The 22,185-nt window shown below is 62.0% G+C and carries 17 protein-coding genes; 5 read left to right on the top strand and 12 right to left on the bottom strand.

Annotated elements, in window-relative coordinates:
- Positions 1–62: 62 nt before the first annotated feature.
- The 5 genes from ACXYMS_RS04165 to katG all read right to left on the bottom strand — a co-directional run bounded on the left by ACXYMS_RS04165 (position 63) and on the right by katG (position 7,545).
- Entirely contained in the window at positions 63–1,730 is a 1,668-nt protein-coding gene (locus tag ACXYMS_RS04165; protein ID WP_458903929.1) for an ABC transporter permease, read from the bottom strand.
- Positions 1,731–1,765: 35 nt separating this feature from the next.
- On the bottom strand, positions 1,766–2,794 hold the full coding sequence (locus ACXYMS_RS04160) for an extracellular solute-binding protein (protein ID WP_458903927.1): 1,029 nt from the start codon (positions 2,792–2,794) through the stop codon (positions 1,766–1,768).
- A gap of 146 nt (positions 2,795–2,940) precedes the next feature.
- Positions 2,941–3,993, bottom strand: coding sequence for an ABC transporter ATP-binding protein (locus ACXYMS_RS04155; protein WP_458903926.1), 1,053 nt, complete (start codon positions 3,991–3,993; stop codon positions 2,941–2,943).
- Positions 3,994–4,049: 56 nt separating this feature from the next.
- Entirely contained in the window at positions 4,050–5,174 is a 1,125-nt protein-coding gene (locus tag ACXYMS_RS04150; protein WP_458903924.1) for a DUF2336 domain-containing protein, read from the bottom strand.
- Positions 5,175–5,361: 187 nt separating this feature from the next.
- On the bottom strand, positions 5,362–7,545 hold the full coding sequence (gene katG, locus ACXYMS_RS04145; protein ID WP_458903922.1) for a catalase/peroxidase HPI: 2,184 nt from the start codon (positions 7,543–7,545) through the stop codon (positions 5,362–5,364).
- 92 nt (positions 7,546–7,637) lie between these two features.
- On the opposite strand from katG, the gene ACXYMS_RS04140 reads away from it, so the two are divergent.
- A complete protein-coding gene (locus tag ACXYMS_RS04140; protein ID WP_458903921.1) occupies positions 7,638–8,534 on the top strand; it encodes a hydrogen peroxide-inducible genes activator in 897 nt (298 codons plus the stop codon).
- A gap of 45 nt (positions 8,535–8,579) precedes the next feature.
- On the opposite strand, the gene rarD is transcribed toward ACXYMS_RS04140, so the two are convergent.
- Positions 8,580–9,524: an EamA family transporter RarD gene (gene rarD, locus ACXYMS_RS04135; protein ID WP_458903919.1), complete on the bottom strand. Its 945-nt coding sequence runs from the start codon at positions 9,522–9,524 to the stop codon at positions 8,580–8,582.
- A gap of 196 nt (positions 9,525–9,720) precedes the next feature.
- Here rarD and ACXYMS_RS04130 point away from each other — a divergent pair, with 196 nt between their 5' ends.
- A complete protein-coding gene (locus tag ACXYMS_RS04130; RefSeq protein ID WP_458903917.1) occupies positions 9,721–10,170 on the top strand; it encodes a host attachment protein in 450 nt (149 codons plus the stop codon).
- 160 nt (positions 10,171–10,330) lie between these two features.
- Here the strand turns inward: ACXYMS_RS04130 and ACXYMS_RS04125 are convergent, their stop codons facing one another.
- From ACXYMS_RS04125 to ettA, 5 genes are all read right to left on the bottom strand, one after another.
- Positions 10,331–11,173, bottom strand: a complete 843-nt coding sequence (locus tag ACXYMS_RS04125; protein ID WP_458903915.1) for an alpha/beta fold hydrolase — start codon at positions 11,171–11,173, stop codon at positions 10,331–10,333.
- Between the two features lie 5 nt (positions 11,174–11,178).
- Positions 11,179–11,517, bottom strand: a complete 339-nt coding sequence (locus ACXYMS_RS04120; RefSeq protein WP_458903913.1) for a hypothetical protein — start codon at positions 11,515–11,517, stop codon at positions 11,179–11,181.
- Positions 11,518–11,645: 128 nt separating this feature from the next.
- A complete protein-coding gene (locus ACXYMS_RS04115; RefSeq protein ID WP_458903912.1) occupies positions 11,646–12,014 on the bottom strand; it encodes a response regulator in 369 nt (122 codons plus the stop codon).
- Positions 12,007–13,449, bottom strand: coding sequence for a sensor histidine kinase (locus ACXYMS_RS04110; protein WP_458903911.1), 1,443 nt, complete (start codon positions 13,447–13,449; stop codon positions 12,007–12,009). The genes ACXYMS_RS04115 and ACXYMS_RS04110 overlap by 8 nt, the downstream gene beginning before the upstream one ends.
- A gap of 183 nt (positions 13,450–13,632) precedes the next feature.
- Positions 13,633–15,288, bottom strand: a complete 1,656-nt coding sequence (ettA, locus tag ACXYMS_RS04105; protein ID WP_458903910.1) for an energy-dependent translational throttle protein EttA — start codon at positions 15,286–15,288, stop codon at positions 13,633–13,635.
- A 141-nt stretch (positions 15,289–15,429) separates the two neighbouring features.
- On the opposite strand from ettA, the gene ACXYMS_RS04100 reads away from it, so the two are divergent.
- Together ACXYMS_RS04100 and ACXYMS_RS04095 are read left to right on the top strand one after the other, a co-directional pair.
- Positions 15,430–17,061, top strand: a complete 1,632-nt coding sequence (locus ACXYMS_RS04100; protein ID WP_458903909.1) for an alpha-amylase family protein — start codon at positions 15,430–15,432, stop codon at positions 17,059–17,061.
- A 134-nt stretch (positions 17,062–17,195) separates the two neighbouring features.
- Positions 17,196–19,349, top strand: a complete 2,154-nt coding sequence (locus ACXYMS_RS04095) for an AI-2E family transporter (protein WP_458903907.1) — start codon at positions 17,196–17,198, stop codon at positions 19,347–19,349.
- Here the strand turns inward: ACXYMS_RS04095 and ACXYMS_RS04090 are convergent.
- Positions 19,346–21,523, bottom strand: coding sequence for an FdhF/YdeP family oxidoreductase (locus ACXYMS_RS04090; protein ID WP_458903906.1), 2,178 nt, complete (start codon positions 21,521–21,523; stop codon positions 19,346–19,348). The genes ACXYMS_RS04095 and ACXYMS_RS04090 overlap by 4 nt on opposite strands.
- 131 nt (positions 21,524–21,654) lie before the next feature.
- On the opposite strand from ACXYMS_RS04090, the gene ACXYMS_RS04085 reads away from it, so the two are divergent.
- Positions 21,655–22,179: a superoxide dismutase family protein gene (locus ACXYMS_RS04085; protein ID WP_458903904.1), complete on the top strand. Its 525-nt coding sequence runs from the start codon at positions 21,655–21,657 to the stop codon at positions 22,177–22,179.
- The last annotated feature ends 6 nt before the right edge of the window (positions 22,180–22,185 follow it).

The following is a 22,185-nucleotide window of genomic DNA, read 5'->3' as shown; positions in this document are numbered from 1 at the left end:
GTCGGTTGGTGCCGGGCGGGTAACCGACGTTCCATTTCCAGCACCGACAGGCGTCCAGACCACTACCGGATCGAGCGGGATGTATGGGCGAGCAGAATGACCGGCAGGATGCCGATGGCCACGATGATGAGCGCGGCGAGGGCCGCGTCTTCATAGGTGCCGCGCGCGGCTTCGCCATAGAGGAGCGTTGCGAGGCTCTCGAAGTTGAGGGGGCGGAGCAGCAGGGTTGCCGGCAATTCCTTCATGCAGTCGACGAACACCAATAGACCGGCGGCGATCAATGCCGGGCGGGAGAGCGGCAGGTGGACGCGGACCAGCGTGCCCGTTGCCGAGTGACCAAGCGTGCGGGAGGCGTGGTCGAGGGCCGGTGAAATGCGGCTGAGACCAGCGTCGATACCGCCGGCCGAAATGGCGAGGAAGCGGACGGAATAGGCGTAGATCAGCGCTGCGCCGGAGCCGAGCAGCAGCAGGCCGCCCGGCAGGCCGGTCCAGCTGTGCCAGAGATTGCCCATGGTGCGGTCCAGCGCCGCGACGGGTACCAATATGCCAATGGCCAGCACCGTCCCCGGCACGGCATAGCCCAGCGAGGAAATGCGCATGGCCGCGCCGGACCAGCGGCCGGCATGAAGGCGCGCCGTATAGGCGGCGACAAAACCCAGCGTGAGGATGACGATAGTGGCCAGCGCCGACATACTGACGGTGTTGAGCGTGGCGCGCACGAGGCTCGACGAGAGGCCGGCAAATTCGAGCCGGCGCAGCGCGGCCACGATGAGGTAAAGCGCCGGCCCGGCAAAGCCGATCAGGATAGGCGCCGCGCCCAGGGCCAGCGCGATGAGCGCAGGCAGGCCCTTGAGGGCCTGGCGCGGCATGGGGCGGGAGCTCTGTGCATTGGCGGCAAAGCGCTGCTTGCGGCGGGCCCAGCGCTCCAGCATGACCAGCGCCAGGACCATGGCCAGCATGCCCATGGCGATCTGGCTGGCACCGGCGAGATCCGTGCGCACGATCCAGGTGGTGTAAACTGCCGCCGTCATGGTGCGCACGCCGAGAAATTGCGAGGCGCCCACATCGTTGAGCACCTCCATCAGCGCCAGCGATACACCCACCGCAATGGCTGGCCGGGCCATCGGCAGCGCCACGCGCCAGAAAATGCCCGAGCGCGGGACGCCCAGAGTGCGTGCCACCTCGACCACATTGGCGGTCTGGGTGAGGAACATGGCCCGGGCCGTGAGATAGACATAGGGGTAGAGCACGAAACCGAAGACGAGGATCGCGCCCCACATGGAGCGGATATCGGGCAGGCGGAATTCGCGCGGGCTGGAATAGCCCAGAACCCAGCGCAGCACGCCCTGCACCGGCCCCAGCGGGTTGAGGATGTCGAGATAGGCATAGGCCATGATGTAGGTGGGCACGGCGAGGGGCAGCAACAGCGCCCACTCGAGCACGCCCCTGCCCCGGAAATCATAAGCCGAGACGATCCAGGCCGCCCCAGTGCCCACCATGGTTGCGATGAGACCGGCGCCGAGCAGCAGGACGAAGGTGTTCCAGGCAGCCTGCGGCAGCACATGGGCCAGCACATGACCCCAGAGCGAACCGGTATCGGCGATGGCGATATAGGCAATTGCCGCGACAGGCAGAACGGCAAGAACCGCCGTGACGCCTGCCACGACGGCCCAGGGGCTGATCCTGATGTTCGGACGGTGACGCACCGTCCCGGCATTGACATCTGCCATGGAAAATTGCGGCGGCAGGAGCCGCCGCATCTGCTTTAGTAGCCGAAGGTATCGAAGTTGACTTCGTCGACCAGCTCGCTGGCGCGGGCGCGGAACGGCAGCACCTCGCTCAGCGACTGCCCGTCCACCTGCAACTCGCCGAAACCGGCAATGAGCGGGTGCACCTCGGCGCTGGCCGAAACCGGATATTCGAAATTAGCTTCGGCATAAAGCTTCTGCGCCGCGTCCGACACCAGATATTCGAGCAGTTGCACGGCTTCTTCGCGGTTGGGGGCATGGGCGGCAACGGCAGCGCCGCTGACATTGACCAGCGTACCGCCACCCTCGAAGGTCGGCAACAGCACCTTGACCGCATCCGACCAGGCCTTCTGCTCATCGCCACCGGCGCCGCTGGCCATCAGGCCATAATAGTAGGAATTGGCCACGGCGATGTCGCAGACACCGGCCGCGATGTCGCGCGCGCCATCGCGGTCGCCCCCGGCGGCAGCGCGGGCCTGGTTGGCCTTGATGCCTTCGAGCCATGCCTTGGTGGCCTCTTCGCCATGCTTGGCCATATAGGCCGCGAACAGGGCGGTGTTGTAAGGATGCTGGCCCGATCGGATGCAGAGCTTGCCACGGAACTGCTCGTCGTCGAGCTGCTCATAGGTGATGCTGTCGAGATCGAGGTCCTTGGCGGCATAGACGACACGCGCACGGCCCGAGAGGGCAAACCAATTGCCGTTCGCATCGCGCAGCGACGCCGGGATGGCCGCTTCCAGCACCTCGGACTGTACCGGCTGGGTCACGCCGGCACCAACCAGATCAATCAGCGCGCCGAAATCGACAGCCATCAACAGGTCGGCCGGCGAGCTCTCGCCTTCGGCCTGCACGCGCTCGATCAGGCCGCTCTCGAGAAACACCGTGTTGACGGCAATGCCGGTCTCGGCCGTGAACGCGTCCAGGATAGGCTGAACCAGGCCAGGCTCGCGGGTGGTGTAGATATTGACCTCCTGCGCGATGGCAGGCATCGCAGCACCCAGCGCCAGGAGGCTGGTGACGCTGATTGTCCGGAACAGATTTCGCATGATGTTTCCCTTGGTGACATGACATCGAGGGCACGGGAGGCCTGACGCGCACCGCTCATGGGCGGCAAAAGCCATAGTAGAGGACGAAAGTCAAGTTATGCAGGAGAAGCTTAGAATGAGTCTAAGCTATTGATTGTCTTCAATATTCAAACAGACGCTTCGTCCTCGGGGAAAATCATGACGCCGTCGGCATTTACCTGAAGAAACACATCGTCCCCCTGTCGCACATCGTGTCGGGATGTGCCGCGCATGATCAGCGGACCATCCAGCCCATCGACTGCCAGGGTCAACTCCTCGATCTCGCCCAATATTGAGCGCTCCAGCACGCGCGCGGCGATACCGGTGGAGGCAAGCGACAGGGCCTGCGGCCGCAGCAGCACCTTGGGCACACCTTCCTTGAGGGCCGCAGCCGGGAACCGCCCGAGCGGGGTCTGCAAGCCCTCCGCCGACAGGATCGCCGGGATAGTGTTGACGCGGGAAAAGAACGAGGCGGCATAGGCCGTCCAGGGCGCATCATACATGCGCTCCCCGGTCCCCGCCTCGATGAGCCTTCCCTTTTGCATCAGCGCCACCATGTCGCCGATGGCCAGGGCCTCTTCAGGGTCATGGGTCACCACCACGGCAGTCATGCCCAGATCCCGCACGATGGACATGGTTTCGAGCCGAACCTTGTCGCGCAGGCCACGATCCAGGTTGGAAAAGGGCTCATCCATCAACAGCAGCCGCGGTCGCGGCGCCAGCGCCCGGGCGAGGGCCACGCGCTGCTGCTCGCCACCGGAAAGCATGTGCGGGTATCGATCCGCCAGCGCGCCAATGCCGATGCGCTCGATGATATCGGCGACCCGGCTTTCACGCTCACCGCGTGTCAGGCGTGACAGGCCAAAGCCGACATTCTGACGCACGCTGAGATGGGGAAACAGCGCATAGTCCTGGAACATGAAGCCGACATGGCGGTGTTCCGGCTCGACAAAAACGCCAGCCCCGGACACCGGCGTGCCGTCGATCAGGATGCTGCCCCGGTCCGGCACTTCAATGCCGGCAATGGAGCGGAGCAGAGTAGATTTTCCGCAGCCCGAATGCCCCACAAGGCACACGGTCAGTCCTTCGCCGACTTCCAGCGACACATCGCGCAAGGCGGCGACATCGCCGAAATGGCGGCTGACACCGTCGAGAACGAGCATGGATTTGGCGGAACTCATGCCCTGCTAGTGGCGGTCGCAGCCCCGCCTTGTCAAGTGCGGGACTGTCGCGCCGATCAGGCCGTCTGGCGGTCTTCGCTCATGATGCGCTTGCGGAAGGAATGGGCCCGCCAGAGCTCGAAGATATGCTTGGCGTCTTCACCATCCAGCGCCTCGAAGCGGCACAGCACCATCTTCTTGTCGGCATCGCTGGGCATGTCGCGCCAAGGTAGCGTCGCAACGATGGCGTCGAACAGGTCGGGGGCCATATCGGCCGCCCGCAGCGCGACGATGACGGCCACATAGTCCTGGCCGGCCAGCCATTTGACCACGATTTCGGGCGACACCTGCAACATCACTGCAATGGCGGCGGCGGCGTGGTGGCCATAGCCGAAGCGGGCAAAACGCGCCAGCGCGCGGTCATTGAGCTGCTTGCGGTCGGCCAGCCCCTTGACCTGGTTATAGGCGACCTTCCACTCCTGCGCATTGAAGCCCGCGCGGTTCCGGATGCGGTTATAGACCACCGTGTTGATCTTGCCGGCGGCGACCGGATCGACATGGCGATCCATATTGCCCAGCGTTTCGAGCACCTTGCCGGCGACATTGTCGATCTCGCCGCGCAGCGATTTCCAGTCAATATCGGTCCGGCCGCGCAGGTCAGCCGCGATCTCGGCATCCTGTGTGGCGCGATGCACCAGCTTTTCCAGCGTCGCGCGATCGAATTCGGCCTTGGGGTTGCGCACCAGGCGGACAACCGAGGCGGTCTTGCCGTGCTCGACCAGCGCCTCGCCCACCCGCTCGGTCAGGGAGGCGCGGCTGGCGATGGCGATGCGATGCTCTTCGCTACGGCGGGTGATGATGTCGATCAGGTCATCATCACTTAGCACATTGGAAAATTCGAGCAGCGGCCGGGCGACTTCGATGATGTCATTGGCGAGCTTGACCAGCACCGTGCCCGGCGCGCGGTCTAGAGGCGCGAGCAGCTTGGCGACATGCACGCGGGCCTCGACCTCGACCAGTTCGGCCAGCTGGCAGAGTACCTCGTCATACTGGGCGACCTGGTCGTCGTCACAGCGATCCGAGACATAGCTGAACAACTGTGCCGTAGTGCGGAACAGCTGCTCGCGTTCAAACTGGTTGTCCTCACCATTGAGAACGCGGAAATTCGCGAACGCCCGGTGGCCTTCTTCGAACTCGGTCATGGGTCGATCTCCCGGCTTCTGCCGCTACATTCAGGGCCAGACTGACCCGGACATGCTTGTGTGGACTGAAGGTGAGCCTGGAGATTTGATTCAAATTGAACGGACGCTGGGACAATCCCTGCAGGCCTGCAACGAAAAGCCCCGGGGGCGACCCCGGGGCTTGGCATCGGCAGACGGTTCGGCGCGCCTAGCGCAGGTCGAAGCGATCCGCGTTCATGACCTTCACCCAGGCGGAAACAAAGTCGCGGGCAAATTTGGCGCCCGAGTCCGCCTGGCCATAGACTTCGGCATAGGCGCGTAGATGCGAATGCGAGCCAAAAATCAGGTCGACCCGCGTACCGGTCCACTTGAATGCACCGGTTTTACGGTCGCGGCCTTCATAGATGCCATCATCATCGGCCTTTGGCGCCCAGACCGTGTCCATGGTGAGCAGGTTCAGGAAGAAGTCATTGCTGAGCGTTTCCGGACGATTGGTGAACACGCCATGGTCGTTGACGCCCGCCTTGAGAACACGCAACCCGCCCAACAGCACGGTCATTTCAGGACCGGTCAGACCCAGCAACTGGGCGCGATCAACCATAGCCTCTTCGGGCTGCATGAAGCGGCGCGGTCCCAGATAGTTGCGGAACGCATCGGCACGCGGCTCGAGCGCTGCGAAAGACGCCACGTCTGTCTGTTCGAGCGACGCGTCCATGCGGCCGGGCGTGAAGGGTACGGATACGGCCTGACCGCCTGCATGCGCAGCTCTTTCGAGTGCAGCAGAGCCCGCCAATACGATCAGGTCGGCCAGCGACACCCTCTTGCCGCCAGCGGCCGATGCATTGAACTCGGACTGGATGGCTTCGAGCGTGCTGAGGACTTTGGAGAGCTGCACCGGCTGGTTGACTTCCCAGTCCTTCTGCGGCGCCAGGCGAATGCGGGCACCATTGGCACCACCGCGCTTGTCCGACTTGCGGAAAGTCGAGGCCGAGGCCCAGGCGGTCGAAACCAGTTCGGACACCGAAAGACCTGATGCCAGCACCTTGGACTTGAGCGCAGCAATGTCGGCGTCATCCACCAGCGGATGATCCACCGCCGGAATGACATCCTGCCAGATCAGGTCTTCAGCAGGTACTTCAGGGCCAAGGTAGCGAACCTTGGGACCCATGTCGCGATGGGTCAGCTTGAACCAGGCGCGGGCAAAGGCGTCGTTGAAGGCTTCCGGATTTTCCAGGAAGTGGCGCGAAATCTTTTCATAGGCCGGGTCGAAGCGCAGCGCCAGATCGGTCGTCAGCATGGTCGGAAGACGCTTCTTGTTCGGATCGAACGGGTCGGGAATATTGGCTTCCGCCCCCTTGGCGACCCATTGCTTGGCGCCCGCCGGGCTGGCCGTCAGTTCCCACTCGAACTTGAACAGGTTCTCGAAGAAGTAATTGCTCCACCGCGTCGGGGTCTGGGTCCAGATCACTTCCGGCCCACCGGTGATGGAATCCGCGCCAATGCCGGTGCCATGCTTGCTTTTCCAGCCCAGGCCTTGGTCTTCGAGATCGGCGCCTTCCGGATCGGCCCCCACCAGCGACGGATCACCCGCGCCATGGGTCTTGCCCAGCGTGTGGCCGCCGGCGATCAGCGCCACGGTCTCTTCGTCGTTCATCGCCATGCGGGCAAAGGTGTCACGGATATCGCGCGCCGCCAGCAGCGGATCGGGATTGCCATTCGGCCCTTCGGGATTGACATAGATCAGTCCCATCTGCACGGCCGCCAATGGCTCTTCCAACTGGCGCTCGCCGCTATAGCGCGAATCCCCCAGCCAGGTACCCTCCGGGCCCCAATAGAGCTCTTCAGGCTCCCACACATCGGCACGGCCACCGGCAAAACCGAAGGTCTGGAAACCCATGGATTCAAGCGCGACATTGCCGGTGAGGATCATCAGATCGGCCCATGAAATGGCATTGCCGTATTTCTGCTTGATCGGCCAGATCAGGCGGCGGGCCTTATCCAGATTGGCATTGTCCGGCCAGGAATTGAGCGGCGCAAAGCGCTGCTGACCCATGCCGGCGCCGCCGCGCCCGTCGGTGATGCGATAGGTACCGGCACTGTGCCAGGCCATGCGGATGAAGAGGCCACCATAATGCCCGAAATCGGCCGGCCACCAGTCCTGGCTGTCGGTCATGAGGGCCGTGAGGTCAGCCTTGACCGCGTCCAGGTCAAGCGCCTTGAAGGCTTCGGCATAGTCGAAGTCCTGGCCCATCGGGTCTGAGAGCGGCGAATTGGCGTGCAGCACCTGCACGTCCAGCGCCTCGGGCCACCAGTCGCGATTCTTCGGAGCCGACTTGCCGCCATGCGGGAACGGGCATTTGCCGGCTTCGGAACTGGGGTTTGGATCGGTCATGGCGGGGCCTCCTATAGGATATGCGCGCGTTATAAAGGCGTGACATTCATTAGACCAATCGATAATTCTTCGCATGACAATAGGAAGAACTTATGACGACCGTCACCCTGAAGCAGATGCGCTATGCCATTGCCGTGGCGGCAAACGGCCATTTCGGCCGAGCCGCCGAGGCCTGTGCCATATCCCAGCCGGCGCTCTCCCAACAGATCCAGACCCTTGAGGGCCTCTGCGGCACGCCACTGTTTGATCGGCTCAAGACCGGCATTCGGCTGACCCCCTTCGGCCGGGATTTCATCGTCCTGGCCAGGGAGGCGGTGAAAGCGGCGGAAATTCTCGATGATTTCGCACTGGGCCGCACCGGACGGCTCGACCGCACCCTGCGGTTCGGGATGATTCCCACCGTCGCGCCATACCTCCTGCCCCGCATCTACCCAGCCCTCACCCGAAGCCTGCCCGAGATCAGCTTTTCCGTAAGTGAGAGCCGCACCGAGGCGATGCTCGACGCCCTGCATGACGGGCGGCTGGATCTGGCCCTCATCGCCACCGAACCGCCCCCGGGCGGCCCGCGCCTCGTGACGCGCCCCCTGTTCGATGACCCGTTCGTGCTGGCCACGCCCATGGCGGAAACCACCGCTGAGCCCATTTCGCTGTCCGACCTGCCGCGCGAGCGCATCATGCTGCTCGACGAAGGACATTGTTTCCGCGAGCAGGCCATCGCGGCCTGCCGGCTCGAAGGGGAGCGGGGACGGCACGCCTTTGCCGCCACATCACTGGCGACCATTGTCGAGTTTGTCGCCAACGGTCAGGGCGTTACCCTTCTGCCAAGCATCGCGCTGCAGAAGGAAGCCAGCGATCCCCGCATTGCCGTGCACGCGCTCAACGACCCGGCCGCCTGCCGTCAATTGCGCCTGGTCTGGCGCGAGGCCACCCCCTATGCCGCGATCTTCGAGCGCATTGCCGAGGTCATCCAGAACGACGATTCGCGCTGAGTCGGCGATCGCCTGTTCCCGACCGGGTCCAAGCCGCAGGGCAATCTACGCCATTCGCGCCCGCCGCCTTCGGAAACTGTCCCAGGAAAACACCACCAGCGACAGCCAAATCAGCACAAAGCTCAGCAGTCGCAGGGGATTGAGCGCCTCGCCAAACAGCAGGATGGCGAGGAGGAACTGAATGGAGGGCGCCAGATACTGGAACATGCCGATAGTGGTCAGCCGCAGCCGTCGCACGCCATAGGCAAAGAGCAGCAGTGGCACGGCAGTCATCGGACCGGACAACATCAGCAACAACATTATGGTCGGGTCAGCATGCACGCCGATCCCGTTTGTCGCCAGATCGAACACGACATAGGCCATGGCAAAAGGCGCCACGATCAAGGTTTCGGCAAACAAACCAGTTGCCGGACCCGCATGCGCGGTCTTGCGGATGAAGCCATAGAAGCCAAATGAAAACGCCAGTCCCAGGGCGATCAGCGGCACCCGGCCCAGCCCCGCCGTCTGGATCAGGATCGCCACCACGGCGATGGAAATGGCGATGGTCTGCATCCGGTTCTGCCGCTCTCCCAGAACGAGCATTCCGATGGCGATATTGACCAGCGGATTGATGAAATAACCGAAGCTGGCCTCCAGTACCTGGCCAGTCGCCACCGCCCAGACATAAAGCAGCCAATTGCCCACGAGCAACACGGCCGAGAGCGCGATGACGCGAAGGCGCTTGAAATCGACCAGCACCGCGCGGGCTTCGGCGAAGCCGCCAGCAAACGCCAGGAATATTGCGAGCAGCACCAGAGACCACAGCGTCCGCTCCGCAACAATCAGCACCGCCCCAGCCTGTTCCATCAGGTGAAACAGGATGGGAAGGAACCCCCACAGCAGATAGGCCGAGAGCGCGGCGATCACGCCATTGCGAGTCTCTATGGGATCGACGGCAGGTATTGGCACCGCCGGTGCAGCAATTTCCGGCGACTGTTCTGGAAGGGTCATGAAAAGCTCCGCGCCACAACGGGCGCCTCGTCCCTCTAGCAGCGCCTCGCGAATGCCGCCAATCAGACTTTGTGATCGCCGACCCTTGCAAAGATGATGGCATCGACCCAACCTTTGCCTGTGTCGGGCGTTGGCCCCCAGGAAGCGCCGACAGGTTCGTTGCGCTTCACGCCAGTCCCAATTCGAGGAGCAGCAGATGAAAAAGACCGTTACCTGGATCCTGATCGCCGACGGCACCCAGGCCCGCGTGCTGGAGCATGGCGGACCCGGCAAGGGGCTCGCCACCATCAAGGGCCTCGATTGGTCCATCCCGCCGCTCCAGACCCAGGACATCAATGCCGACCGGCCCGGCCGCAGTCACTCCTCGGTGGGTTCCGGCCGCAGCGCCATGGAGCCCAAGACCGACCCCGCCCAGCACCGCGAAGCAGAATTCGTGCGCTCGGTCGCCGGGGTTCTCGATGACAAGGCAAAGTCAGGCGCCTATGACCGCCTCGTCATTGCCGCCGCCCCCATTGCCTTGGGCAATCTGCGCAAGGTGCTGTCGGAGCATGTCAAGAAAACCGTGGTCGCCGAACTGGACAAGGACCTGACTAATGTCCCCACGCCCCAACTCGATCGGCATTTTGACGGCATTATCGCTGTCTGACACGGAAACGCAAATAAACCTATTGTATTCAGACCTTTAGTTTGGATTTCACATATACAGATTTAATGTGTTGAATCAGTCTTTCAACGACCGGAATCAAACTCTGACGTCGTTGAATCAGATTCTGCAACCAGCCGGCGCGATGCCTGGCATCGCGCCGCTAATCTTCTGATCCTTCGTCGCTTTCTTCGCCATCAAAGGCGTCGAGAAACTGCAGGATCAGGGAATTGACCAGTTCCGGCTTTTCGATGCTTGGAATATGCGCCGCCCCTTCCAGCACCACAGCAAAGGCGTTGGGCATCGTCTCGGAAAGCGTCTCGTGGCGGTCCACCAAGGCGGTAAAGTCCTCTTCTCCGACCACCAGCAGCGTCGGCGCAGTGACCTGCGCCATGCGACCCCAGGCGTCGGGCATCGGCTCTTCCTGCGTCAGTTGCGGCTTGGTCAGCACCACCCCGTTCATCTCCAGGAACAGGTCGCGCACCGCGCCGCCAACCCGGCCGCTGCGGGCACGCGGCCCATCCAGCCACGCATGTGCGTGTACCTTGTTGAGCAGATCGATATCGCCTCGCTCCCAAGCGTCTTCCTCGGCCATTTCTATGGCCTGCTCTTCGGCCGTGCTGCTCCAGGGCGCTCCGTTTATCGAGGTCCCCACCAGCACCAGGCCAATGACCCGACCAGGATGGGCGAGCGCAAAATCGACGGCCAGCTCGCCACCCATCGAACAGCCCACCAGCACGGCCGCATGGATGTCGAGCGCGTCGAGCACACCCACCAGATCGTCTAGATGACTGAAGGGCTCGTCGGGGCTGGTGGCCTCGCCGAAGCCGCGACGGTCATAGGCCAGGGCGTGCCAGCCAGCGTCTGACACGGCCTGCATCTGGTCAAGCCACATGCGCTTGTCGCAGACCCCCGCATGCAGGAACACCACCGGAAGACCCTCGCCCTGCTCCAGTCCGGATAGTGTCGCGCCGCCGATATCGATGGCAAAGGGCTCGGCCGTCATGGGAGCTACTGGACCAGTGCCGCGCAGAAAGCGATATCGTCCTTGTCGCCTAGCCAACACCCGTCCAGACCCTCGACCGGCACGAACCGGCCCAGTTCCTCGGGATAGCGCCCCGGCTGCGGATCTGCGGCAATCAAATAGCCCAGGCCTTCGCCGTTCGCTTCATGCGCGAACACGAAGGTTTCTCCGCTTGGCAGCGCAAAGGTGATGCCCCCGCCATCGACATTAACGTCGCAGTCGAACGGTTCATAGCCCGTCATCGAACATTGCCCCGGCGCAGCAGCGGCCGGAGCGGCGAGGGCAAGGCCTATCAGAAGCGCCGCCCCCGTCATAAAAATCTTCATTCAGTCCCCCAAGAACCGATCCTGACCGGGGTGGTGCCCCATTTGCGCGCAGCCTATTGCATGAATGCGCGCGAACCCAACGCTTTTCACAGATCGATGGAGGTTTGGTAAAGGGCCTGAACCCAGTTTCAGGCGGCTGCGCCGACCAATCGCTCAAGTGCCTGCGCAATATCGCGCTGCGTATAGGGTTTCACGATGACCGCGCTGTGCTGCCATTCGGGCGGCAGGCCGTCCCGGCCATAGCCGGTAGCGAACAGGATAGGCACCCCGCGATCAGCCAGGATACGTGCCGCCGGAAACACTGTCGTCCCCCCGATATTGACGTCCAGGATCGCTGCATCGGGTTGTTCGACGCTCGCCGCAAGCCGTTCTGCATCGGGCAGCCACATGGCATGTGCCGCTACCGACCAGCCCAGTTCATCAAGCATGTCCTGGAGATTGATAAGCACCAGGGTTTCATCCTCGACTACGAAAACGCGACGCTGGACGCTAGACAAACTGGGCCTCCTGTACTTGATAGGCCGGGCGCGGGATCGTCAGGCGCGCGCTCAGGCCCACTGGATCATAACGCACATCGAGGGCACCGCCCATCTCGCCGGTCACCACCGTGCGCAGGAGGCGCGAACCGAACCCGCCCTTGTGGGGCGTGCTGGTAGGCGGTCCATTCCGCTCGATCCATTCCAGAACGAGGTTATCGCCCTCCCCTTCGAGCCAGTTCACCGCCAAGGTCCCCTCGGGAACCGAAAGGGCGCCATGTTTCGCCGCATTGGTTGCCAGTTCATGCAACACCAGCGCCAGCGCCACCGTCGCCTTGGCATTGACCACCAGCACCGGCCCTCCATAGCGCACCTGTTCGCTGTCGAAGGCACTCAGTTCCTGGCAGATCAGGTGGCCGATCTCGGTGTCGTGCCACTGCCGGTCGCTGAGCATGGTATGGGCCTTGGACAGCGCGATGATGCGCGCCTCGAAGGCCTGCCGCGCCGCGTCTACATCGCTGGTGCTGCGCAGGGTCTGGCTCGCGATCGACTGCACCGTCGCCAGCGTGTTTTTCACCCGATGGTTCAACTCGTCGATCAGGAGGCGCTGGCGGTTGACGGCCCGCACCGATTCCGTGCGGTCCATACCCTGCACGAAGACGCCCGTGATGACGCCCGCGCCGTCCCGGATGGGATTGTAGGAAAAATCGAGAAAAGTCTCCTGCGCAGGGCGGCCCGGTTCGTTTTCCAGCATTACCCGCGCGCCCTCGGCCGCGTGCACTTCTCCCTCCAGATAGACCCGGTCCAGCACATCGACAAACCCCTGTTCGACAACTTCGGGTAGGGCTTGTGCAACGGACTGGCCAATGACATTTCGTCCGCCAACGAGGCGGGCATAGGAGTCGGAGGCGAATGTGAAGACATGCGCTGGCCCGGAGAGCACCGCGAAGAAGGCCGGGGCCTGCTGGAACAGCCGCCGGAAATCGGCGCTGGCGGTTTCGGCCTCGCGGGTACGCTCGATCAGCCGCGTGGCCGCCGAGAGCGAATTGAACGGCAGTGTCGCCGCCTCCCGCAACCGCGCGAACTCGGTGACGTCCACCGTGTTCTGCATTACGAATTCGGGCCGTCCATCGGCTCCGAATATGGGAACATGCACGGCCGTCCAGTAACGGTGCTCGACGGCACCGTCGCCCCGCGCGATCGGATAGGCCAAATAGGGCAGTGTGTCGCTCTCGCCTGTGGCCAGGACGCGTTCCAGCGACACCTTGAGCCGCTGGCCGCTCTCGTCCGCATTGGGAAACATCTCAAACAGGCGCCGCCCCAGCAGAGTCTCCCGGTCCCGGCTGAGGGTATCGAGATAGGCCTGGTTCACCGCGACATAGCGCAAATCGCGATCGAGAATCATAAACGGGCTGGGCAGCGCCTCAAATATCCGCGCGAAATCCAGCTCAGCCATACGTGTAAAAGCCCCCAAAATCAAAAACGGGAACCTGTTCCCGCTGAAGCAGTTTAACGCTGTTTTGAGAGGAGGGTTCCAGACCTATTGGGATTTTTTCCGCTTGATTGGACCTACCGACAAGTCAGGGCTGGAGCTGCCGTCGCCGGACAAAAGGCGCGGTTTACACCGCGCCTTCAGGTTCTACCGCGTCAGCGGCTTATACGTCGCCCGCTTCGGATTGACCGCATCTGCCCCCAGCCTGCGGACCTTGTCGGCTTCGTAATCCTGAAAATTGCCTTCGAACCATTCGACATGGCTGTCGCCTTCGAAGGCCAGCATGTGGGTGGCAAGGCGATCCAGGAACATGCGATCGTGGCTGATGATCACGGCGCAGCCGGCGAACTCCTCCAGCGCCTCTTCGAGCGCGGCGAGGGTTTCGGTATCGAGATCGTTGGTCGGTTCGTCAAGGAGCAGGACGTTGGCGCCGCTCTTGAGCATCTTGGCCAGATGCACGCGATTGCGTTGCCCGCCCGAGAGATTGCCCACCTTCTGCTGCTGGTCGCCGCCCTTGAAGTTGAACGAGGACGTATAGGCGCGCGAGTTCATTTCGCGCTTGCCCAGCATCAGGATTTCGTCACCCTCGGAGATTTCCTCCCAGACAGTCTTGTTGGGGTTGAGGCTGTCGCGGCTCTGGTCGACATAGCCCAGATTGACATTCTCGGCGACGGTGACCGAGCCGCTGTCGGGCTTTTCCTGACCAGTCAGCATCTTGAACAGCGTGGTCTTGCCCGCGCCGTTCGGTCCGATGATGCCCACAATGCCGCCCGGCGGCAGCTTGAAGCTCAGATCATCGATCAGCAGTCGGTCACCAAAGGACTTGGAGAGATTTTCGACGGTGATGACATTCTGCCCAAGACGTTCGCCGGGCGGAATGATGATCTGGGCCGTGCTCGATTGCGTGCGCGCGTCGTTGATCTTGACCAGTTCGTCATAAGCCTTGAGACGCGCCTTGGACTTGGACTGGCGGGCCTGGGGAGACTGACCCATCCATTCCTTTTCGCGCTCCAGCACCTTGGCGCGCGCCGCATCCTCGCTCTTTTCCTGCGCAAAGCGCTTGGCCTTGGCGCCAAGATAGGCCGAATAATTGCCCTCATAGGCAACGCCGCGACCACGGTCGAGCTCGAGAATCCAGCCAGTCACATTGTCGAGGAAATAGCGGTCGTGAGTGATGATCAGCACAGCACCGGCAAATTCGCGCAGATGGCGTTCGAGCCAGGCGGTGGTTTCCGCATCCAGATGGTTGGTCGGTTCGTCCAATAGCAGCAGGTCGGGCTTTGAGAGCAGCAATGCACACAGCGCCACGCGGCGCCGCTCGCCACCTGAAAGCTTGGTGACATCGGCATCGCCCGGCGGGCAACCAAGGGCCTCCATCGCCACTTCCACCTGGGATTCGAGGTCCCAGAGGTTCTCGGCGTCGATCTTGTCCTGCAGCGCCGAAGCCTCGTCTGCGGTTTCGTCGGAATATTCCATCATCAATTCGTTGTAGCGATCAACGATGGCCTTCTTCTCTTTTACGCCGGTCATAACATTGCCCAGCACGTTCAGCGCCGGGTCAAGCTCGGGCTCCTGGCTCAGATAGCCGACGCGGGCGCCCTTGTCGGCCCAGGCCTCGCCCTGAAACTCGGTGTCGATGCCGGCCATGATCTTGAGCAGCGTCGACTTGCCCGAGCCATTGGGGCCGAGCACGCCGATCTTGGCATCGGGATAGAAGGAGAGATGAATGTTATCCAGCACCTTCTTGCCGCCGGCATAGGTCTTACTCATTCCGTGCATGTGATAAATGAACTGGCGCGCCATGGGCAAATACCTCTTCGAGGGTGTTCGGGGATTGGCGCCTATGTAGGGCAAGCCGCTTGGCGGGGCAACGGGTGCATCCCCATTCCCCTGGGAACATCTGTGCCGCCCTGCCCGTTCGTTTTGCAGCAGCAAGGAGCGGGCATGGCCAACCTCTGGTACAAGAACGCCATCGTCTATTGTGTCGACGTCAAGAGCTTCATGGATGCCAATGGCGACGGCACGGGGGACTTCATCGGCCTGGCCGACCGGCTGGATCATCTTGAACGGCTCGGGGTCACCTGCGTCTGGCTCAACCCGTTCTATCCCTCTCCCCGCCGCGACAATGGCTATGACATCTCCGACTACTACGGCATCGACCCGGAACTCGGGACGCTAGGGGATTTCGTGGAGTTCATCCAGGCGGCCGAAGACCGCGGCATGCGGGTGATCGTCGATCTTGTCGTCAACCACACATCCGATCAGCATCAGTGGTTTCAGTCTGCCCGCTCCGACCCGAAATCGCCCTACCGGGATTGGTACGTCTGGCGCGAGGAAAAGCCCGACAACATTACCGAAGGCATCGTTTTCCCCGGCGTGCAGAAGGGAACATGGTCCTACGATCAGGCGGCCAAGGCCTGGTACATGCACCGCTTTTACAAGTTTCAGCCGGATCTCAACACCCACAACCCGGCCGTGCGCGCGGAAATTCTCAAAGTCATGGGCTTCTGGCTGGCGCTAGGCGTATCAGGGTTCCGGGTCGACGCCGTGCCGTTCCTGATCGAGCCCCGCGGCGTCTTGACCGATGAACCTGTCACCGAGCCCCATGCCATGCTGACGGAAATTCACGACTTCCTGTCCTGGCGCAAGGCCGAGGCCATCCTGCTCGCTGAAGCCAATATCAGTTACGAAGAGGCGCCCAAATATTTCGCAGCCGGAGACCGGATGACCATGGTCTTCGATTTCGTCGGTAATCAGCAGCTCTTCTTGTCGTTAGCCCGTCAAACAGCGGCTCCGCTGCGCAAGTCGTTGCAGTCGCGTCCCGAACCCGGCGGCATGGGCCAATGGGCGGTGTTCCTTCGCAATCACGACGAGCTCAATCTGGGTAATCTGACCGAGCAGGAGCGCGAAGAGGTCTTCGCCGCGTTCGGCCCCGACCCACGCATGCATCTCTATGACCGGGGTCTGCGCCGCCGGCTCGCCGCCATGTTCGATGGCGACCACGACCGGCTGAAGATGGCTTTCTCGCTGCTACTCGCGCTCCCAGGCACACCCGTCATGTGGTATGGCGACGAAATCGGCATGGGCGAAGACCTGGCACTCAAGGAGCGCGAAGCCGTGCGAACGCCCATGCAGTGGTCCCCACACAAGAATGGCGGGTTTTCGAGCGCCCCGAAAAGCAAGCTGGTCCGCCCGGTCATCGACCATGGCAGGTTCGGCTACAGCCAGGTCAACGCGGCGATGGAAGTCCAGCATCGCGCCTCGTTCTTCCACGCCATCGCCGACATGGTATCCGCGCGGCGCTCTTCACCTGAAATTGGCTGGGGCGGCGTCGATCTCGTCGATGTCGGCGACGATGAGGTGCTGGTGCTATCGAGCCAGTGGCGCGGCAATCGGGTGATCACAGCGCACAACTTTTCGGACCAGCCCAAATCCTTCACCCTGTCCGATGAAGGGATCGTGGACCTTATGCCCATGCTTGCGGATTCCCCATCGGAGCCCATGCATGGCGACGAAAAGATTTCGCTTTCACCTTTCGGCTATTGCTGGTTCCGTTGCAATGGTGAGCGGCGCTGACACCCCTGCGAGGCAGGATGGATTGAACAAAATGGTCAAATCATTGGCTGCAAATTCTATTGGCGTCGGCGCCAGGTAATTAGGGGAACAATTTCCGGCTCCTCGCATTCATGTGTGGAATGAGGGAAATACTTGTGCACGGCAATTCCACTTCCCCGACCTTCTCGAAACGTCGACCGAAAGCCGTTGAAAGCATAGCTGCGTTCGGGATCGTAACGCTACTCCTCTATTTCGGTGCGGGAATATTCGTTCCATTGGTATTGGCGACGTTGCTTGCCTTTGTTCTAAACCCGCTGGTCTCCTGGATGAACCGGCGTGTGGGGCTGCCGGATGCCGTCGCGGTCATCCTTGCAGTGGCGCTTGCCATTGCCATAATCGCCAGCTTCGCCGCCCTCGCCGGCACTCAGATCACCAACCTCGCTCAAGAACTGCCGCGATACCGCTTGATCATCCAGGACAAGATTGGCCTGTTGCAGGAACAGTTCGGCGGTCTGGTCTGGCTGGATCAGATCAACGCCATGGTTGCCAATGTACAGGGCAATCTCGGCGAGGATCCCGCCCCGGGAGAGAGACAACCGGTCCCGGTGACCATCTCCAACGAACTGGGACCGTTGAGCATCCTCACGTCCATCATGGGTTCGATCGTCGGGCCTATCGCCACGGTCGCCATCATCGTCGTGTTCCTGATTTTTCTGTTGCTCGGGCGTGCAGACCTGCAGGATCGCTTCATTCGTCTTGTCAGTGCCGGCCGTTACTCGCTGACCAACCTCGCGATCTCCGATGCCAGTCGCCGGGTGGGCCGATATCTGATCGTCCAGCTGACGGTGAACATCACCTATGGGACCATATTCGGCATTGGTCTCTGGCTGATTGGCGTCCCCAGTGCCCCACTCTGGGGCCTGCTGATCGTGCTTTTTCGCTACATCCCCTTCGTTGGGGCACTTATCATCGCGGTGGTGCCTTTTGCCTTGGCTTTTGCAGTCGACCCAGGCTGGAACATGCTCTTGATGTCCGTAGCCCTGTTCCTGGTCATCGACCTGACTACCGCCAATGTGATTGAGCCTCGGCTTTACGGGTCGAGCACGGGCGTGTCGCCCCTTGCCATTCTTCTGTCGGCCATGTTCTGGGCGACCCTCTGGGGGCCGGTGGGATTGATCCTGGCCACGCCCATGACGGTTTGTCTCGTGGTGATCGGACGCCACCTTCCACAATTCCAGTTTCTCGAAACGCTGCTCGGTAGTGAACCCGTACTTGCTCCTCCGGAACGCCTGTATCAGCGCATGCTCAAAGGCGATGCCGAAGACGCTTTGGAGATGAGCGAGGAGTTCATGGAAAAGCACGGAAGGCAGTCGCTGGTTCGCGACCTGATGCTGCCGTCGCTCCGGCTGGGCACATCGGAATTGTCCGACCGGCCGGACAGCGTGCCTCAACGCCGCAGGCTTATCGAGGCGTTTGAAATGGTTCTGGAGGTGGCTCTTGAGCCGGTCTGGAGCGATACAGCGCCGATCCTGATCATCGGTGGTCGCACCGAGATCGATGAGGCAGCGGCTCGTCTCATCGCCCTCGAACTGGCCGAGCTTGAGGTCAGTGCCCACGTATTGCCGCCTGGAGCCATACGCCAGGAGGCCATCGGGAGGCTTGACCTCGACAACGTTCACACGTTGGTTCTGGTGTTTGTGGGTGCAGACTTGAGGGCCCAGTGCCGATATGTATCGCGCCGCATCAGGAAGATGGCGCCCGATGTCCATATTGCCGTTTGTATCTTGAATGAAAATGGCGAAGCGGAAAGCAGCGACACGCTTCATGTCGACGCTGTCCTGCGCGATTTCGACAGCGCGATCGAGCGCATTGGCACAATGCACATGCCCTCCACGCCCCCGAACGTGCCACAGAAGAAACCGTTCTCCGGGCTTGGCCGCGGCGATGATGAACTCGGTCAGCAACTTGATGCAATTGCAGAGCGCTTCAATGTCCCCGCTGCACTCATCAATCTGCTGGATGATGAGCGGCACAGAGATGACGAGGATTCCTACCGACTGACCAAGCTGGTGGTCGATCAGAACGAACCGTTGATCATTCATTCTGCCTCGCCGCAGAATGGCGCCCGTGACAACACCTATCTGGTCACCAACGGAATCGATTTTTACGCCGGAGTGCCGCTTTCCTCGCCGGAATTCGGTGAGGTGGGAGCGCTGGTACTTCTCAATTACGAACCACACGAGTTCTCCGAGCAAGATATCCAGCGGCTTCAGGAGGAGGCGCGCGAACTGGTCCGACGTTTCGGTTAGTTCGACCCGGGCATCACCCTGACCGGCACCGATTTGAAGGCGGGCGTCCTGCTGCGCGGATCGACCGCCGTGCCCACCAGCACATTGGCCTCGGGGTAATATGCCAGGACCGAGCCACGCGGCAGGTCGAAACGTGTGGCAACCCCCTCCATCTGTCCGGCATCGGAGGACACCATGACCTTCTGCCCTTCTGTCAAGCCGCGCTCGACCATGTCGTCCCCATTGAGAAACACCGAGAGCCGCCCCGCCTTGCCGCGATAGCTGTCGGTCTCCTCGTAGATGATGGAGTTGAACTGCCCTTCGCTGCGCACCGAGGCCAGCATCAGTTGCCCGCCGCGCACTTCGGGCATGGGCGTCACCACGAAATGCGCCTTTCCATCCGGCGTGCCGAAGCTGGGCGTGTGCATCACCCGGTTGCGGATGTGGAATTCACGCTTGGCAACATCAATGTCGGCCAATTCCTCCATGCCCGGCACGATGGCGGCAATGGCGTCGCGAAGCCGGGCGTGGCCGGAAAACGCCTCGAAATCGATGGGTGACCCCGGCAGCATGCGCTTGCCGAGCTGCCCGAGAATCCAGCTTTCCGGCCGAACCGTCTCCATGCGGGAAATGCCGCCATCGGAAAGGCGCACGAAGTTGAACATGGATTCCTGTGTCGTCGGCTCCCATTCCTCGTCCCGCGCCGTCACCGGCAGGATCATCGCCTCGCCATGCCCCAGCCCGTTCACATGGCCCTGGTTGAGAGTGGTGGTGAGAAAGAGCTTGAAGCCGATCTGACCCATGGCGCGGGTCGAGAACGCCGTGTCCGGAGTCGCCGCCCAGAGATTGCCGCCCATGATCACGGCCGCGTCGATTTCCCTGCTTGCTGCCGCCTGCATGGAGGCCATGGTGTCGAGACCCTTTTCTTGCGGAATGGTGACACCGAACGCCTGCTCCATTTTGGCGAGCACATCACGCGCCAGCACCGGCTTGACCCCGATGGTGCCGATGCCCTGCACATTGGAATGTCCCCGTAGCGGCAACAGGCCCGCGAAGGGTTTGCCGATCATGCCGCGCAGCAGCGCCAGATTGGCAATGGCCTCGACATTAGCGACACCGTGCACATGGTGCGTCATGCCCATGCCCCAGGCGAAGACGGCGTGTTTCGAGCGACCATACGCGGCAGCGACACGTTCGATGTCGGCACGGGAAAGGCCGCAGGCGGCGGTGATCTCGTCCCAGCCCAGGGCGTCGAGATCAGCTTCGAATACCGCGAACCCGGCGCCATGCGCGGCGATGAAATCCCGGTCCGCATTGCCTTGCGCCAGTACGGCCTTACAGAGCCCCTTGAAGAGGGCAATGTCCGAGCCGATGCGCGGCTGCAGATAGTCCGAAGCAATATCGCTCCCGCCCTTGAGCATGGATGAAGGCGATTTCGGCACCGCGAACTTGACCAGGCCCGGTTCTTTCGCCGGGTTGATGACGATCACCTGCCCGCCCCGCTCGCGGCAATTTTTCAGCATGTGGATGAAGCGCGGATGGTTGGATGAGGGATTGGCTCCGATGACGAAGATCAGGTCCGTCCCGGTCAGGTCCTCCAGTTCGATAGTCGCTGTCCCGGTGCCGATCGTGGTTTTCAGCCCCTCGCTGGTCGCCTGGTGACAGTAGTAGGAGCAATTGTTGACATTGTTGGTGCCAAAGGCCCGCGCCAGCAGCTGGAACAGAAAACCGGCCTCGTTCGATGAGCGGCCGGAGGAATAGAAGAAGCTGCGCTGCGGATCGGTTTCGGCCAGCCGGTGGGCCGCATGATCGAGCGCACTATCCCAGTCGATGGCTTCGAACCGCTCCGAACCGGCGCGGCGAAACAGTGGCGTATCCAGCCGCCCCAGCCGCTCCATTTCCCTGGCACTCAACTCGGCAAGGTCGGCAATCGTATGCTCGAATATGGGGTGCGGAATCGGCGCCTGCACATCGGAGGACTGCGCCTGCACGCTCTTGTTGCAGACCGAGGGGAACTCGCCCAGTTCATTGGTCATACCGCCCCGCTGCCCGCCCATTCCATAGGCGCATGCCTTGCAGGTATTCTTCGCAGTCAGGGCTTTGGCGGCCTTGCCCACACCCATCTGACCGATGGTCGCCAGCGTATAAAGGACCTTCTTGGGGCCGCCGCCCACGATATGGCTGGTGTCACTCACGAAACGATCTCCTCGACCCATTGTCGCAGGTTGGCCCCTCGAGGCAAGCCATCAATCACTTTGATCAAGCCTGGGAACGGCTGAGCAACGGCACCGTTGCAGTCGCATCCGACACAATTCAGGAGGACAATATGCGCCGCATTCTCGGTTTCTCTCTCGCATCGCTCATGCTTGCCACGCCCGCACTGTCCCAGGAGGCAATGGGGACGTTTATGGACACCAATGGCGGTGAAGCAGGCACCGTGACATTGTCACAGACGGAAGGATCAGTCTCGATTTCGGGCGAAGTGTCCGGCCTTTCAGCTGGCGAGCACGGCATTCACTTCCATCAGACCGGCGATTGCGACCCGGCGAACAAGTTCAAAAGTGCTGGCAGTCACCTCAATCCCACCGATCACCAGCATGGCCTTGAAAATCCCGAAGGGCCTCATGCCGGGGACCTGCCCAACCTGAAGGTCGGTGACGACGGCATGGCCATGATCGAGCTGACCTCGGATATGGTCTCGCTGACGGAAGGCGACGAGGGCTATCTCTTTGACGAAGACGGCACTGCCCTGGTCATTCACGCCAGCGCTGACGACCAGATCACCGATCCCTCCGGCAATTCCGGCGACCGGATGCTGTGTGCCTTGATCGAAGCCGCACCGGCCTCCTAGGGCAAT

Source organism: Devosia sp. CAU 1758, assembly GCF_054482695.1.
Note: the sequence above shows the minus strand (reverse complement) of the source record. Positions and strands in the feature narration are given on the sequence as shown.

What these genes read in the sequence shown, in the direction of transcription:
- ACXYMS_RS04165 (WP_458903929.1), bottom strand. Translation starts at nt 1,730, where the DNA reads ATGGCAGATGTCAATGCCGGGACGGTGCGTCACCGTCCGAACATCAGG.
- ACXYMS_RS04160 (WP_458903927.1), bottom strand. Translation starts at nt 2,794, where the DNA reads ATGCGAAATCTGTTCCGGACAATCAGCGTCACCAGCCTCCTGGCGCTG.
- ACXYMS_RS04155 (WP_458903926.1), bottom strand. Translation starts at nt 3,993, where the DNA reads ATGAGTTCCGCCAAATCCATGCTCGTTCTCGACGGTGTCAGCCGCCAT.
- ACXYMS_RS04150 (WP_458903924.1), bottom strand. Translation starts at nt 5,174, where the DNA reads ATGACCGAGTTCGAAGAAGGCCACCGGGCGTTCGCGAATTTCCGCGTT.
- katG (WP_458903922.1), bottom strand. Translation starts at nt 7,545, where the DNA reads ATGACCGATCCAAACCCCAGTTCCGAAGCCGGCAAATGCCCGTTCCCG.
- ACXYMS_RS04140 (WP_458903921.1), top strand. Translation starts at nt 7,638, where the DNA reads ATGACGACCGTCACCCTGAAGCAGATGCGCTATGCCATTGCCGTGGCG.
- rarD (WP_458903919.1), bottom strand. Translation starts at nt 9,524, where the DNA reads ATGACCCTTCCAGAACAGTCGCCGGAAATTGCTGCACCGGCGGTGCCA.
- ACXYMS_RS04130 (WP_458903917.1), top strand. Translation starts at nt 9,721, where the DNA reads ATGAAAAAGACCGTTACCTGGATCCTGATCGCCGACGGCACCCAGGCC.
- ACXYMS_RS04125 (WP_458903915.1), bottom strand. Translation starts at nt 11,173, where the DNA reads ATGACGGCCGAGCCCTTTGCCATCGATATCGGCGGCGCGACACTATCC.
- ACXYMS_RS04120 (WP_458903913.1), bottom strand. Translation starts at nt 11,517, where the DNA reads ATGAAGATTTTTATGACGGGGGCGGCGCTTCTGATAGGCCTTGCCCTC.
- ACXYMS_RS04110 (WP_458903911.1), bottom strand. Translation starts at nt 13,449, where the DNA reads ATGGCTGAGCTGGATTTCGCGCGGATATTTGAGGCGCTGCCCAGCCCG.
- ettA (WP_458903910.1), bottom strand. Translation starts at nt 15,288, where the DNA reads ATGGCGCGCCAGTTCATTTATCACATGCACGGAATGAGTAAGACCTAT.
- ACXYMS_RS04100 (WP_458903909.1), top strand. Translation starts at nt 15,430, where the DNA reads ATGGCCAACCTCTGGTACAAGAACGCCATCGTCTATTGTGTCGACGTC.
- ACXYMS_RS04085 (WP_458903904.1), top strand. Translation starts at nt 21,655, where the DNA reads ATGCGCCGCATTCTCGGTTTCTCTCTCGCATCGCTCATGCTTGCCACG.